Source organism: Lutibaculum baratangense AMV1, from assembly GCF_000496075.1.
GTDB lineage: Bacteria > Pseudomonadota > Alphaproteobacteria > Rhizobiales > Tepidamorphaceae > Lutibaculum > Lutibaculum baratangense.
The window spans coordinates 44,330-58,596 of record NZ_AWXZ01000007.1; the positions used below are offsets into that span (position 1 = coordinate 44,330).

Below are 14,267 nucleotides of genomic sequence, written 5' to 3' on the forward strand. Positions count from 1 at the left end.
CCGGTTCTTGGGCATCGAACGCCAGCGAAAGGCGCTCCCCCGCAAAACATGGCGCCAAAGGTGATACTGTCCACCCGACCACCGATCGCCGACCAGGACACCGCATGCAACCCTCCAGCGACATCGCCCGCCTCCTCGAGATCATGTCCGCGCTGAGGACGCCCGGCACCGGCTGTCCGTGGGACCTCGAGCAGGACTTCGCGTCGATCGCGCCCTACACGGTCGAGGAGGCGCACGAAGTGGCCGACGCGATCGCGCGCCATGATCTCGACGATCTCCGCGACGAGTTGGGCGACCTCCTTCTGCAGGTCGTGTTCCATTCCCGCATGGCCGAGGAGGAAGGCGCCTTCTCCTTCGCAGACGTCGTTCAGGCGATCACGGAGAAGATGATCCGCCGCCACCCGCACGTCTTCGGGACGCCGGAAGAGAAGGACCCGGCCGCGGTGAAGGCGACGTGGGACGAGATCAAGAAGTGGGAGAAGGCCCGCCGGGCGGCGCTGCGCGGCGAACAGAGCAGCGAGCCGCTGCTCGACGACGTGCCGCCCTCGCTGCCCGCGCTGATGCAGGCGGTCAAGCTGCAGAAGAAGGCTGCCAAGGTCGGTTTCGACTGGCCCGAGCCGCGCGAGGTCCTTCAGAAGATCCGCGAGGAAATCGACGAGATCGAGGCCGAGATCGAGCTCGGGGACCGTCGCGCTGCCGGCGAGGAGCTGGGGGATCTCCTCTTCGCCGTCGCGAACCTCGCGCGTCATCTCGATGCCGATCCGGACCAGGCGCTGAGGGCGACGAACGCGAAGTTCCGCCGCCGGTTCGGGCACATCGAGGCCCGGGCGCGCGAGACGGGCGAGGAGCTGGCCTCGGTCCCGCTCGACCGGCAGGAGGGCTGGTGGCAGGAAGCGAAGCGGCTCGAGGGCGATCAGCCCTCGACCAGCGCTCCGAAGCGCCGCTCGAACTCCGGCAGCCTCTGAGGCGGCACGCGGATCGTCACCGCCGTCTCGCCCGTCTCCGGATCGTCGACACGCTCGACGACCTCGCAGCGCTCGTAGAGCCAGTTCAGGTCCTGCCCCCGCGTGCCCGCCAGCCTGATCCGGCGCAGGATCTCCTCCTTGCCGAGCCGCTCCGAAATCGTGGCCAGGAGCTGGTCGATGCCCTCGCCTGTCACCGCGGAGACCGGAATTCCCTCGAGGCTCTCGCGCTCCCGCCGCGCAAGAAGCGCCTCGCGCGCCTCCGGCGAGAGGAGGTCGATCTTGTTGTAGACCTCGATGATGTGCTTCTCGTCCTCCACATCGACCCCGAGAGCCTTGAGGACGTTCATCACGTCCTTGGCCTGCGTCTCGGAGTCCGGATGCGAGATGTCGCGGACATGGACGACGACGTCCGCCTCGATCACCTCCTCGAGCGTCGCGCGGAAGGCGGCGACGAGGTGTGTCGGCAGGTCGGAGATGAAACCCACCGTGTCCGACAGTATCGCCGGGCGCCCGGTCGGCAGCTTGATCTCGCGCAGGGTGGGATCGAGCGTGGCGAAGAGCAGGTTCTCCGCCATCACGTCGGCCTTCGTCAGCCGGTTGAACAGGGTCGACTTGCCGGCATTCGTGTACCCGACGAGGGCGAGCACCGGATACGGCACCCGCCTGCGGCTCTCGCGGTGCAGGCCGCGGGTGCGCTGCACGTCCTTCAGGTCGGCCTCGATGCGCCGGATGCGGTCCTGGATGATGCGCCGGTCCGCCTCGATCTGTGTCTCGCCGGGCCCGCCGAGAAAGCCGAAGCCGCCCCGCTGGCGCTCCAGATGGGTCCAGGAGCGCACGAGGCGGCTCTTCTGCCAGTTCAGATGCGCCAGCTCGACCTGCAGCCGGCCCTCCTTCGTCCGGGCTCTCTCGCCGAAGATCTCGAGGATGAGGCCCGTCCGGTCGAGCACTTTCGCCTTCCAGGCCCTCTCGAGGTTGCGCTGCTGCACCGGGCTCAGCGGGTGGTCGACGACGACCAGCTCGATCTCCTGCGCCTTGATGCTGCCGGCGATCTCGTCGACCTTGCCGGTGCCGATCAGGGTCGCCGGCCGCACCTGCGTCACGCGCACGGTGCCGCGGTCGACCACCTCCAGGGCGATCGCCTCCGCCAGTCCGCACGCCTCCTCGAGGCGCGCGTCGGGCGACCGGGCGTTGACGGCGGGACCGGAGGCCGCCGCGCCGCGCTCGAGCACGGGCACGAGGACGAGCGTCCGCGTCGGCTTCTGCTTGGTCTCCTCCGTGACGGGGCGAGGCTCTACCTCGCCCTCCGCGGGATCGTGGACGTCACTGTCTCGAGGCTTCAATCAGGCTCCATTGCCGCCGGCTTCGTCCGGCGCGTCGAACAGCTGTACGGGATGGTTCGGCATGACGGTCGAGATCGCGTGCTTGTAGACGAGCTGCGAGTGGCCGTCGCGACGGAGAAGCACGCAGAAATTGTCGAACCAGGTCACGACGCCCTGTAGCTTCACCCCGTTTATGAGAAAGATCGTGAGGGGAGTCTTATTCTTCCTGACATAATTCAGGAAAGTGTCCTGCAGGTTCTGTGTTCTCTCAGCAGGCATTGTTTGTCCTTTCGCCCCATTCGGGATGCGGGTCTTCTGCCCGCTCCACTTATTCAGATCCGATCAGCCGGCGCGGCACCATCATGCAAAGATGGCGCCCGCTCTGCGGCACGGCAAGGGCGCATGGGCCCCCTTCGACGAAGGGCGGATGACCTTCACGCCGCCGCCAGCTCGGAGTGACGCCGGAACGCTCCGCGCAGGCGCTTCACGAGCGGCCCGGGCCTCCCCCCGCCGATCGCCTGACCGTCGATCGAGACAACCGGCATCACGATCTTGGTGGCCGAGGTGACGAAGGCTTCATCCGCCTTCTTGGCCTCCTCCACGGAGAACGGCCGCTCCTCGAGCCGCAGCCCCTCGGCCGCCAGCACCTCGACCACGACCGTCCGCGTGATCCCGCGCAGGATGCCGCGGTCGGCGTGCCTCGTGATCAGCGCGCCGTCCTTGATGATCCACGCGTTCGTCGAGGATCCTTCGGTGACGTTCCCGTCGGCGTCCACCAGCCATGCCTCCTGCGCGCCCTTCTCCTGCGCGTCCTGGCGCGCGAGCACGTTCGGCAGGAGGCCGACCGTCTTGATGTCGACGCGCTCCCAGCGATTGTCGGGCGCCGTCGTCACGGCGATGCCCTTCTCCGCCATCTTAACCCCCTTCGCGGGGTCGATCGACTTGGCCGTCACCACCAGCGCCGGCTGGACCTCGGGCGAAGGGAATGGATGGTCGCGCCGGGAGACGCCGCGCGTCACCTGCATGTAGACGAGCCCGTGGCGCACCCGGTTGCGGCGCACGACCTCGCGCAGGACGTGGCTCAACGCCTTGCGGTCCATCGGCATCCGGATCTTCAGCTCGCGCAGCGAGCGCTCGAGCCTGTCCAGATGGCGCGTCTCGTCGACGAGCCGACCCTGGTGGATCTCGCAGACCTCGTAGACGCCGTCGCTGAACTGGTACCCGCGATCCTCGACATGCACCGCGGCGCTTCCGTGGGGCACGTAGCGGCCATTCACATAGGCAATGCGACTCATCTGACGACCGTTCTCTCCGCTGGGCGGACACGCCGCCGAAACACCCGAGGGCTTAGAAGAAATCGAGGCTCACCCGGAACATCTGCTCGACCCGCCGCACCGCGTCCGCGACCGCGCACATCACCACCCGGTCGTGCGGCACGATCTTCGTGTCGCCGCGGGGGATGATGACCTGCCCGTTCCGGTAGATCGCGCCCAGCCGAACGCCGTCGAGGATGTCGAGATCGCGCAGCGGCTTTCCGACCAGCGGCGACGTCTCGAGCGCCTCCGCCTCGATAATCTCCGCTTGGCCGTTCTGCAAGGAGTGGACGCCGCGAATCCTGCCGCGCCGCACGTGATGGAGGATCTTCGAGACGGTGATCTGGCGCGGGTTGAGGTAGGCCGTGATCCCCAGCGCCCGCGTCAGCTCGGGATAGCCCTTCTTGTTGATGAGGCACAGGCTGCGCGAGGCGCCGAGCCGCTGGCCCATGACGCAGGCGAGGACGTTCGTCTCGTCGCTGTTTGTGAGGGCGACGATCGTGTCGGCCTCGCCGATATCGGCCTCCCGCAGGATCTCCTCGTCTAGGGCGTTGCCGTGCAGGATCACGGTGCGGCGAAGCTCGTCTGCGATCGTGACGGCGCGGCTGCGATCGGACTCGATCATCTTCACGCGGGCGCCGGCCTGCCGCGACTCGATCTGGCGCGCGACGTAGAAGCCGATATTCCCGCCGCCGACCAGGACCACGCGCGCCGCCGCTGCCTCCTCGTGACCGAATATGCCGAGCGTCCGCCTCACCTGGTCACGGTCGGCCGCGAAATAGGCGATGTCGCCGACGAGCATGGAATCCGAGCTCGTCGGGACGAAGAACGTCTCCCCGCGCTGTATGCCGACGACGATGGCCTTGAGGTCCGGGAAGAGCTCCGTCAGCTGGTGGAGCGGCGTGTCCACGACGGGGCAGTTCTCGTCGCAATGAACGCCCGCGACGACGACTCGCCCGTCGGCGAAGGCGACCGTGTCGTAGGCTCCGGGGAGCGCGAGGCGCCTCAGAACCGTCTCGCCCACCTCGACCTCCGGCGAGATGATCACGTCGATCGGCAGATGGTCCCGCGAGAAGAGGTCACGCCAGTGCGGCGCGAGATAGCTCTGCGAGCGCACGCGCGCCACCTTCGTGGGCACGTTGAACAGCGAGTGGGCGACCTGGCAGGCCACCATGTTCACTTCATCGTGCAGCGTCACGGCGATCAGCATGTCGGCCTGCTCCGCGCCCGCCTGCGCCAGCACTTCCGGATGCGCGCCGTGCCCGACGAACCCGCGGACGTCGAGCGTCTCCGAGATCGACTGGATCAGCCGCGGCGTCGTGTCGACGATCGACACGTCGTTGCCTTCCGCCGCCAGCCGCTCGGCGATGCCGTAGCCGACCTGACCGGCTCCGCAGATCACGACCTTCATTGCGCCCTCGCCTGCCGCTGCTCGCGAGACGGAGTAAACCTGTCGGCGTCAGGAGCCAATGCCCAGGCTCTTGAGCTTGCGGTGAAGGGCCGAGCGCTCCATGCCGATGAACTCGGCCGTGCGCGAGATGTTGCCGCCGAAGCGGTTGATCTGGGCGATGAGGTACTCGCGCTCGAAGATCTCCCTCGCGTCGCGCAACGGGAGCGCCATCAGGTGCTCGGCACGGGTCGAGCCCGGCGCGGGGGGCAGCGACGCCCCGACCTCGGCCGGCAGGAGCTCCGAGGTGATGATCGCGTCGGGGGTGCCTCCCGCGAGGATCATCAGCCGCTCCACGTTGTTGCGGAGCTGGCGCACGTTGCCCGGCCAGTCGTGCGACTGAAGGACCGCCAGCGCGTCCTCTCCCACCGTCCGCACCGGGAGGCCGCTCGAGCGGGAGATCTGCATCATGAAGTGCTGGATGAGCTCCGGAATGTCCTCCCGGCGCTCGGCCAGCGCCGGCACGCGCACGGGCACGACGCTCAGCCGGTGGTAGAGATCCTCGCGGAAGCGCCCCTCCTGCACCTCGCGCTCGAGATCCCGGCTCGTCGAGGAGACGATGCGCACGTCCACGTGGACCCGAGAAGTGCCTCCGACGCGCGTGAAGTTCTGGTCGACGAGGACCCGCAGAATGCGGTTCTGCGTCTCGCGCGGCATGTCCGCGACCTCGTCGATGAACAGCGTCCCGCCATGCGCCTCCTCGAGCGCGCCGACCTGGCGCCGGCCGTCCTGGGTCTCCGTTCCGAAGAGGGCGATCTCCATGTTCTCCGGCGTGATCGTGGCGGCGTTGATCACGATGAAGGGGCCCGAGGAGCGTTGGGAGAGGCCATGCAACGTGCGGGCGGCGAGCTCCTTGCCGGAACCGGACGGGCCCGAGATCATGACGCGGCTGTTCGTCGGCGCGATGCGCTGGACCGCGTGGCGGAGCTGGTTCATGGCGCTCGAGTGGCCGAGAAGCTGCGCGGCCTCGCCGCTGCGTTCGCGCAGATCGCGGACCTCGCGCTTCAGGCGGCTCGCCTCGAGCGCCCGCTGCGCGACGAGGACGAGACGGTCGGCCTGGAATGGCTTTTCGATGAAGTCGTACGCCCCCTCCTTGATCGCCGCCACGGCCGTTTCGATCGTGCCGTGACCGCTGATCATCACGACCGGGAGGTCCGGATGGTCCTGCTTGATGAGCTCGAGGATCTCGAGCCCGTCGAGCCTCGACCCTTGGAGCCATATGTCGAGGAAGACGAGCGAGGGCCTGCGGGAGCCGATCTCGCGCAGGGCCTCGTCACTGTTCTTCGCCGCGCGCGCCTGGAAACCTTCGTCTTCCAGGATCCCACCGACCAGTTCGCGGATGTCGGCTTCGTCGTCGACGATGAGAATGTCTTTCGCCATCTATAACCAAGGCTCCTTAAGACGCGACGCTGGGGCGGGGGTCTCTTCCGCCCTCGGAGGCAACGACGTCGTCCGACGCAACGGGGAATGTCAGGCGGACCCAGGCTCCGCGGCCACCTTCTGCAACGGCTGGCGCGTCGCCGAGTTCGATGCGGCCACCATGCTCCTCCATGATCCGGGCGACGATCGCAAGGCCGAGCCCGGTGCCCTTCTCGCGGGTGGTCATGTAGGGCTCGAGCAGACGCTGGCGGTTCTCGTGCGGCAGCCCGATGCCGTTGTCGATGCAGTCGATCGCCACCCAGCCGTCGACGAGGTCGACGCTGACCGACAGGCGGCCGCCTTCGGGCAGATCCCTTTCCGGCACCGCCGATATCGCCTCCACCGCGTTCTTCACGATGTTCGTGACGGCCTGTGAGATGAGGCGGCGGTCGTAGCGGGTGACGATTGTCTCCGGTCCCTGCTTGAAGTCGATCCGGACGTTCGGATTGCCGACCCGCATCAGGAAGACCGACTGCTTCACCGTCTCGATGACGTTGGCTGCCTCGATCGCGGGCTTCGGCATGCGCGCGAACGCCGAGAATTCATCGACCATGCGACCGATGTCGGCGACCTGGCGGATGATCGTCTCCGTGCACTGGTCGAAGACCTCGACATCGGCCGGGATGACCTTCCGGTACTTCCTTCGCAGACGCTCCGCGGAGAGCTGGATCGGCGTGAGCGGGTTCTTGATCTCGTGCGCGATGCGCCGCGCCACGTCGGCCCAGGCCGAGTTGCGTTGAGCCGTGACGAGCTCCGTGATGTCGTCGAGCGTCACCACGAACCCGTACTGCGCGCCGCCGTGCCGCTCCGACGCGAGGCGCACGGTGATGGTGCGTTCCTTCCCCTCCCGGCGCAGCACGACCTGGTCCTGTATGAGGCGCCCCGGATGCTCGCGCGCGTTCTCCAGTGCCGGGGCGAGCTCGGGGAAGCTGTCCTCGATCGAGTGCCCGAGCAGCGAACGGTCCTCGGAGTCGAGCAACTCTCGGGCGGAGCGGTTCGTGAGCGTGAGGATGCCGTTCGAGTCGAGGCCGATCACCCCCGCCGGCACGCCCGCCAGCACCGTTTCGATGAAGTGCCGGCGCTCGTCGAGTTCCTGGTTCGTCGCCAGAAGTTCGTCGCGCTGGGAGCGGAGCTGCGTCGTCATCTTGTTGAAGGTTGCTCCGAGGCTCGCGAGCTCGCCTTCCTCGGGCTTCACCGGCACCTGCACGTATAGATTGCCCTGCGCGACCTGATCCGCCGCGCCGATCAGCCGGCGGATGGGAGACACGAGGCGGTTGGCCACGCCGATGCCGACCCAGAGCGCCGAGAGAAGGAGGATCAGGGCGAAGCCGATATACATGAGGCCGAAGGCGATCTGCACGCCGAACCGCCGCCGCTCGAGACTCGAATACTCCGCCGCGTTGGCCTGTGTCAGGCGCTGGTAGTTCAGAACCTGAGGATCCACCGCCCGCGCCACGTAGAGATAGGCGTCGCTGCCGAAGCTCGGCATCTTCACGATGGCGCCCACCTGGTTGGTCGGACCGGGCGCGATGACGATCGCCTCGCCGCTGGCAGCCTTGTCGATGGCGTCCTGCGGCGGCATCAGGAAGTCGCGCTCGACCCGGTCTTCCGCCTCCATGATGACGTTGCCCTCGCCGTCGAGCAGGAAGGCGGCGGGCAAGGCCCTGATGGCCGCCTGGGCGCTGAAGAAGCGCTGCAACCACGCGGCATCGGCATCCTCGACCGTGCGGGCCCGCTCGAGGTCGTTCGCCATGGCCAGTAGGTCTGCGCGGATCACCTGGCCGTGTTCGCGGAGATAGGCTTCGGCCACGGCGAGCGAAGTTTCGACGATCGAACGCGTCCGGTCAGAGAACCAGGTATCCAGCCCGCGGTCGAGCGTCACGCTGGCGACGATCGCGACGATGATGGCGGGGACCACGGCCACGACGGAGAAAAGCGCGAGGATGCGCAGATGAAGCCGTGCGCCGGCCCGGCCGCGGCGACGCGCCACCCAGAGCTTCGCCGCCTCGAAGCCGACGAGAACGACGAGTCCGCCGACGAGAAGGAGGTTGACCACCAGGGCCCCTCGAACGACGTCCTCGTCGGGCGGGATCGGCGTCAGGCCTGTCAGGATTGCGAAGGTGGCCGCGCCCGCGACGATCGCCAGCCCCACCAGCATCGCCCCCGCGATGCGGAGCGGCCGGCTGCGACGGGTCGCCAGCTCGACGGCAGAGACCTGGTTCATTTCGGCAGCAGGCACGCGTCGTCCTCTATCGCGGACCGACGATCACCGCGGTCCGAGTCTCTCCTCTGCCCCCGGAGTCACGCGGACAATGCGCTAGTGAGGTCAGGATCGCAACACACTCGTTGCACAAAAGAGACAGGAGGTCTCAGCCCCCGCCGCGGATGACGGCGATATCCAGGTCGCGAATCTTCTTGCGCAGCGTGTTTCGGTTGACGCCCAGCAGCTCGGCAGCCTTGATCTGGTTGCCGCGGGTGGCTGCGAGAGCGGCCCCTATCAGGGGCTGCTCCACCGTGCGGACGATGCGGTGATACAGGCCGGGAGGTGGAAGGCGCTCGCCGAAGCTCTTGAAATAGCTCTCCAGATGCCGTTCCACGGCGCCGCTCAGCGTCTCGTCCTGCGAGGGCGGCGCAGGCTCGGGCGCCAGGGGCGGGTCCTCGAGCTCGGACTTGATGACCGCATCCGTGATCACCTCCTGGGGAAAGAGCGCGGCGAGGCGGCGCACGAGGTTCTCGAGCTCCCGTACGTTTCCCGGCCAACGGTAGCGGCGCATCCTGTCGATGGCGGCAGGCTCGATCTGCTTGCGCGGAAGCCCTTCCTTCTCCACCTGCGCGAAGAAATGGTGCACGAGGTCGGGTATGTCCTCGTTCCGCTCCCGCAGCGGCGGCACCCTGAGCGGAACGACGTTCAGGCGGAAATAGAGGTCCTCGCGGAACAGCCCCTGGTTGATGAGCTGGCGGAGATCCTTGTTCGTGGCGGCGATGATCCGCACGTCCGTGCGGATCGGGGTCCGCCCGCCCACGGTCGTGTACTCCCCCTGCTGCAGGACGCGCAGCAGTCTCGTCTGCGCCTCCATCGGCATGTCGCCGATCTCGTCGAGGAAGAGCGTGCCGGCCTCGGCCTGCTCGAATCGTCCGGCGCTGCGGGCCTGGGCGCCGGTGAACGCCCCCTTCTCGTGGCCGAACAGCTCCGCCTCGATGAGCTCCCTCGGGATCGCGGCCATGTTGATCGCCACGAATGGCCCGCGCGACCGCTTGCCGTAGTCGTGCAACGCGCGGGCGACGAGTTCCTTGCCCGTCCCGGACTCGCCGAAGATCATGACGGTCAGATCGGTCTGCATGAGCCGGGCGAGGACCCGGTAGATCTCCTGCATCGCCGGCGACCGGCCGACGAGCGGCATCTGCTCGACGTCCTCGGGACCGTGAGCCGGATGCGCGCGCTTCGGCTCGGCGAGAGCCCGCCCGACGATCGTCACGAGCTCGTTCAGGTCGAACGGCTTCGGCAGGTAGTCATAGGCACCCCGCTCCGAAGCCTTGATCGCCGTCATGAACGTGTTCTGCGCGCTCATCACGATGACCGGGAGGTCGGGGCGCATCTTCTTCACGCGCGGCAGAAGATCGAAGGCGTTCTCGTCCGGCATCACCACGTCCGTGATGACGAGGTCGCCGTCGCCCTGCTGCACCCACCTCCAGAGCGTCGCGGCGTTCGAGGTCGCCCGGACGTCGTAACCGATACGCGACAGCGCGCGGTTGAGGACGGTGCGGATGGCCGCATCGTCGTCCGCCACGAGGATCGTGCCACTGGGCATCTATGCTTTCCCCTGGGAGGCGGAGCCCTCTGGCTCGCCGGTGTACATGGGCATGAGTATCCGGAAGGTCGTGCGCCGGGGGCGCGAGTCGCATTCGATGACGCCGCCATTGTCGCCGACGATCTTCGCGACGAGCGCCAGCCCGAGCCCGCTGCCCGTCGGCTTCGTCGTCACGAACGGGTCGAAGAGATGCGGCAGAAGGTCCTCGCTCACCCCCGGCCCGTTGTCCTTCACGCAGAACTCGAGCGGCAGGCTCACCCGCTCGCTCGATCCGGGGATCGACATGCGCACGCCGGGCCGGAAGGCCGTGGACAGGATGATCTCGCCGTCCGGTTCACCCGAAGACTGAACGGCTTCCGCAGCATTCTTCACGAGGTTCAGGAAGACCTGGACCAGTTGATCCTGGTTTGCGAAAACGGGCGGAAGAGAGGGATCGTACTCCTCCACGAAGCGCATGTTGCGCGCAAAACCGTTCTGGGCGAGCCGCTTCACGCGGTCGAGCACGACGTGGATGTTGATCGCGGCCCGCTCCACCGGCCGGCGGTCCGAGAAGACCTCCATCCGGTCGACGAGTTTCACGATCCTGTCCGTCTCCTCGCGGATCAGCGTCGCGAGCGGCCTGTCGTTGTCGTCGATCGTCGACTCGAGGAGCTGGGCGGCACCGCGAATGCCGGACAGCGGGTTCTTGATCTCGTGCGCCAGCATGCTCGCGAGCCCCACCACGCTCCGCACCGAGGCCCGATGCGTGAGTTGCCGGTCGAACTTCTCCGCGATGGTGCGCTCGTGCAGCATGATGACGAGAACCTGCGGGTCCTCCACGAGCGGAGAGACGTAGATGTCGACCAGGCGCTCGCCGCCCGTGCGGGGTGTGCCGATCGCGACGCGGTATTCGCTCACCGCCGCCGCGCGCTCGCGCACCGCCCGCATCACCTCGAAGAGCGGGCTGCCGAAGGGGATGATCGCGTCCAGGCCGTGGCGCTGCAGCACCGCCACGCTCACCTGGAAGAACGTCTCGGCGGCCGCGTTCGCCGCCACGACCGTGTCGGAGGCGTCGACGGCCAGCACCGGGTGAGGCAGGGCGTTCACGAGAGCCTCGGGCCGGGGCGCGCCCCTCGCCGCGTCGGCGCCGCTCTTCGCGGAGTAACTCATGCCGCCCGCCTTTCGCGCTCCGCGCCGAAGGTCTCGGCTATTTCCCGCAGCACCGTCTCCGGCTCCTGCGCCGACATCAGCCGCCTCCGGGCGTCCGCCCGCTCGGGCTCGCTCATGGGCGCCCGGTCGAGGTACCAGCCCAGATGCTTGCGGGCCATTCGCAGACCGACCTTCGCGCCGTAGTGATCGAGCATCGCCTCGTGGTGCGCCGCGACGAACCCGGCCATGTCCGCCGGAGCACCGGACGTGCCGGCCCGGCCCAGGAGCGCCTCTGCCACCGCGCCGACGATCCACGGCCGGCCGCACGCGCCGCGTCCGATCATCACGCCGTCGGCGCCCGACGCCTCGAGCGCCTGCCGTGCCGACGCGACGTCCTCGATGTCGCCGTTGACGATCACCGGCACGGACACGGCCGCCTTCGTGGCGCGCACCGCCGTCCAGTCGGCCCTGCCCTCGTAGAACTGGCAGCGCGTCCGGCCATGCACCGTGATCATCCGCACGCCCAGCGCCTCGGCCCGCCTCGCAAGCTCCGGCGCGTTCAGAGAATCGCCGTCCCAGCCGAGCCTCATCTTCAGCGTCACCGGCACGCTCGCGGCCTCGACCGTCGCCTCGATCAGGCGGCAGGCGAGGTCGAGGTCGCGCATCAGCGCGGAGCCGGAATAGCCGCTCGTCACCTTGCGTGCCGGGCAGCCCATGTTGATGTCGACGATGTCGGCCCCCGCGCCGACCGCACGTCTGGCGCCCTCGGCCATCCAGCGCGCCTCGCGGCCCGCCAGCTGGACGACATGCGGGAAGCCTCCGTGATTCTCGGCACGCAGCACGCTTTCGGGGTGGTTCTGGGCGAGCTCCTGGCACGCCACCATCTCGCTCACGACGACGGGCGCGCCCAGGCGTGTCGCCAGTCGCCGGAACGGCGCGTCCGAGATCCCCGACATCGGCGCCAGGAAGACGGGAGCTGGGAGTTCGACGGAGCCGACCCGGATAGGCTTGATCACGTGGCGCTGCCCATTTGCTGTGCGCGATGAGTTCTTGCCTTAATTATAGACAGTCGCTGCCGGAGGCAAGCGTGCAGGAGCAGGCGCCCTCCGCCGGCGAATTGTCTTGCCGCGGGTGCCGTGCCATTGCGGGTCATGGTCACCCTTTGCACGGAACGCGCATGAAGACCGCAGCCATCATTCTCGCGGCCGGCACCGGCACGCGGGCGGCAGACCCGGCCGACCCCCGCCCGAAGCAGTACCGCCCGTGCCGGGGCGAGTCGCCTCTGGGGCGAAGCGTGCGGACATTCCTGTCGGTCGACGCGGTGAGCATCGTCCAGCCGGTGATCCGGCCGGGCGACGTCGGGGAGGCACGACGGCTGCTGCCGGGCGGGGAGCCTCGCCTCCTCGCCGCGGTCGCCGGCGGCGAGACCCGCCAGGCCTCCGTCCTCCGCGGGCTCGAGGCGCTCCAGCCGCATGCGCCCGATCTCGTTCTGATTCATGACGCGGTGCGCCCGTTCCTGACCCCGGCCCTCATCGGGCGCGTGATCGACGCGCTTGCCGCGGCTCCGGCCGTGCTGCCCGCCGTCCCGGTCGCCGACACGCTGAAGCGGGAGCGCGACGGCTTCGTCGCGGGCACTCTCGACCGCGCGGGCCTCCACGCGGCGCAGACCCCCCAGGGCTTCCACTTCGCGGCGATACTCGAGGCACACCGGCGTGCCGCCGCCGCAGGCGGCACCCACACCGACGACGCATCGGTCGCGGAGGCCGCCGGCCTGCCGGTCCGGCTCGTGCCCGGGGAAACCGCCAACCGCAAGATCACGACGCTGGAGGACTTCGAAATGGTCGGCGCCGACGGACGGGAACTCGAGTATCGCGCGGGACAGGGCTACGACGTCCACCGCCTCGTGGACGGCGACGGCGTCACGCTCTGCGGCGTGAGCATTCCGCACGATCGGAGCCTCAGCGGCCACTCCGACGCCGACGTTGCTCTCCACGCGCTGACGGACGCGCTTCTTGGCACGATCGGCGAGGGCGACATCGGCGATCATTTCCCCCCGAGCGACCCGCAATGGCGGGGCGCGGCCTCGTCCCTCTTCGTGCGCCATGCGGTCGAGCGTGTGACTGCGCGCGGGGGCCGCGTGATCAACGCCGACATCACGCTGGTCTGCGAGGCGCCGAAGATCGGGCCGCACCGCGAGAAGATGCGGGGAACCGTGGCGGCCCTCCTCGGCGTTACCAGCGACCGCGTCGGCGTGAAGGCCACGACCAACGAGCGGCTCGGTTTCCTCGGCCGGTCGGAGGGCATAGCCGCCATGGCCGTCGTCAGCGTCGCGATGCCCACGGAGACACGCTCAAATGGCCGATGACCGCTTACTGTTCGAGGAGTCGATGATGCTCCTCGATCTTCTCCAGCGTCACGAACTTCGTCTCGGCACAGCCGAATCCTGCACCGGCGGGCTCATCTCCGCCTATCTCACCGAGGCGCCCGGCTCCTCCGGCGCCTTCGAGGTCGGCTACGTCACCTACTCCAACGAAGCCAAGCAGCGTCTGCTCGGCGTGTCGCCGGATCTCCTCGAGCGGCACGGGGCCGTCAGCGAGCCCGTCGCCCGGGCCATGGCGGAGGGCGCGCTCGCCTGCGGCGCGATCGACATCGCCGTCTCGGTCACCGGCGTCGCGGGTCCTGCGGGCGGCAGCGAGGAAAAGCCGGTCGGCACCGTGCATTTCGGCGTCGCGGGGCTGAACCGCAGGACGCGCCACCGCAGGGAGAGCTTCGGCGACCTCGGCCGGCGGGGGATCCGTATGGAGAGCGTTCGCACCGCCTTCGCGATGGTCCGCGACTTCGTGGAGAATCCCGACTAGCCCGCGGGC

The 14,267-nt window shown here is 68.5% G+C and carries 12 protein-coding genes; 3 read left to right on the forward strand and 9 right to left on the reverse strand.

The genetic code is table 11. From position 1 onward, the window contains the following. Positions 1–104: 104 nt before the first annotated feature. The gene (gene mazG, locus N177_RS00905; protein WP_051402192.1) at positions 105–965 is read left to right on the forward strand and encodes a nucleoside triphosphate pyrophosphohydrolase; all 861 of its coding nucleotides are present in this window, start codon (positions 105–107) and stop codon (positions 963–965) included. Here mazG and hflX read toward each other — a convergent pair. The 9 genes from hflX to dusB form a co-directional block, all read right to left on the reverse strand. Continuing rightward, the gene (gene hflX / locus N177_RS00910; protein WP_023430334.1) at positions 914–2,305 is read right to left on the reverse strand and encodes a GTPase HflX; all 1,392 of its coding nucleotides are present in this window, start codon (positions 2,303–2,305) and stop codon (positions 914–916) included. The genes mazG and hflX overlap by 52 nt on opposite strands. Further along, entirely contained in the window at positions 2,306–2,563 is a 258-nt protein-coding gene (gene hfq, locus N177_RS00915; protein ID WP_040484912.1) for an RNA chaperone Hfq, read from the reverse strand. 155 nt (positions 2,564–2,718) lie between these two features. Then, entirely contained in the window at positions 2,719–3,579 is an 861-nt protein-coding gene (dat, locus tag N177_RS00920) for a D-amino-acid transaminase (RefSeq protein WP_040484913.1), read from the reverse strand. Between the two features lie 52 nt (positions 3,580–3,631). Further along, positions 3,632–5,008: a Trk system potassium transporter TrkA gene (gene trkA, locus N177_RS00925; protein ID WP_023430337.1), complete on the reverse strand. Its 1,377-nt coding sequence runs from the start codon at positions 5,006–5,008 to the stop codon at positions 3,632–3,634. Between the two features lie 48 nt (positions 5,009–5,056). Then, positions 5,057–6,424 (reverse strand): nitrogen assimilation response regulator NtrX, encoded by a 1,368-nt coding sequence (gene ntrX / locus N177_RS00930; protein WP_023430338.1) that lies wholly within the window; start codon positions 6,422–6,424, stop codon positions 5,057–5,059. Between the two features lie 16 nt (positions 6,425–6,440). Further along, positions 6,441–8,702: a sensor histidine kinase NtrY-like gene (locus tag N177_RS00935; protein WP_023430339.1), complete on the reverse strand. Its 2,262-nt coding sequence runs from the start codon at positions 8,700–8,702 to the stop codon at positions 6,441–6,443. Between the two features lie 130 nt (positions 8,703–8,832). After that, a complete protein-coding gene (gene ntrC / locus N177_RS00940) occupies positions 8,833–10,272 on the reverse strand; it encodes a nitrogen regulation protein NR(I) (RefSeq protein ID WP_023430340.1) in 1,440 nt (479 codons plus the stop codon). Further along, positions 10,273–11,421: a two-component system sensor histidine kinase NtrB gene (locus tag N177_RS00945; RefSeq protein WP_023430341.1), complete on the reverse strand. Its 1,149-nt coding sequence runs from the start codon at positions 11,419–11,421 to the stop codon at positions 10,273–10,275. Continuing rightward, a complete protein-coding gene (gene dusB / locus N177_RS00950; protein ID WP_244444217.1) occupies positions 11,418–12,356 on the reverse strand; it encodes a tRNA dihydrouridine synthase DusB in 939 nt (312 codons plus the stop codon). Before dusB ends, N177_RS00945 begins: the two co-directional genes overlap by 4 nt. A gap of 221 nt (positions 12,357–12,577) precedes the next feature. Here dusB and N177_RS00955 point away from each other — a divergent pair, with 221 nt between their 5' ends. Then, the gene (locus tag N177_RS00955; RefSeq protein ID WP_023430343.1) at positions 12,578–13,765 is read left to right on the forward strand and encodes a bifunctional 2-C-methyl-D-erythritol 4-phosphate cytidylyltransferase/2-C-methyl-D-erythritol 2,4-cyclodiphosphate synthase; all 1,188 of its coding nucleotides are present in this window, start codon (positions 12,578–12,580) and stop codon (positions 13,763–13,765) included. Then, complete coding sequence (locus N177_RS00960) at positions 13,755–14,258, forward strand: CinA family protein (RefSeq protein ID WP_051402193.1); 504 nt, start codon at positions 13,755–13,757, stop codon at positions 14,256–14,258. Before N177_RS00955 ends, N177_RS00960 begins: the two co-directional genes overlap by 11 nt. Positions 14,259–14,267 lie beyond the last annotated feature (9 nt).

What these genes read in the sequence shown, in the direction of transcription:
- mazG (WP_051402192.1), top strand. Translation starts at nt 105, where the DNA reads ATGCAACCCTCCAGCGACATCGCCCGCCTCCTCGAGATCATGTCCGCG.
- hfq (WP_040484912.1), bottom strand. Translation starts at nt 2,563, where the DNA reads ATGCCTGCTGAGAGAACACAGAACCTGCAGGACACTTTCCTGAATTAT.
- dat (WP_040484913.1), bottom strand. Translation starts at nt 3,579, where the DNA reads ATGAGTCGCATTGCCTATGTGAATGGCCGCTACGTGCCCCACGGAAGC.
- trkA (WP_023430337.1), bottom strand. Translation starts at nt 5,008, where the DNA reads ATGAAGGTCGTGATCTGCGGAGCCGGTCAGGTCGGCTACGGCATCGCC.
- ntrX (WP_023430338.1), bottom strand. Translation starts at nt 6,424, where the DNA reads ATGGCGAAAGACATTCTCATCGTCGACGACGAAGCCGACATCCGCGAA.
- ntrC (WP_023430340.1), bottom strand. Translation starts at nt 10,272, where the DNA reads ATGCCCAGTGGCACGATCCTCGTGGCGGACGACGATGCGGCCATCCGC.
- N177_RS00945 (WP_023430341.1), bottom strand. Translation starts at nt 11,421, where the DNA reads ATGAGTTACTCCGCGAAGAGCGGCGCCGACGCGGCGAGGGGCGCGCCC.
- dusB (WP_244444217.1), bottom strand. Translation starts at nt 12,356, where the DNA reads ATGTCGGGGATCTCGGACGCGCCGTTCCGGCGACTGGCGACACGCCTG.
- N177_RS00955 (WP_023430343.1), top strand. Translation starts at nt 12,578, where the DNA reads ATGAAGACCGCAGCCATCATTCTCGCGGCCGGCACCGGCACGCGGGCG.
- N177_RS00960 (WP_051402193.1), top strand. Translation starts at nt 13,755, where the DNA reads ATGGCCGATGACCGCTTACTGTTCGAGGAGTCGATGATGCTCCTCGAT.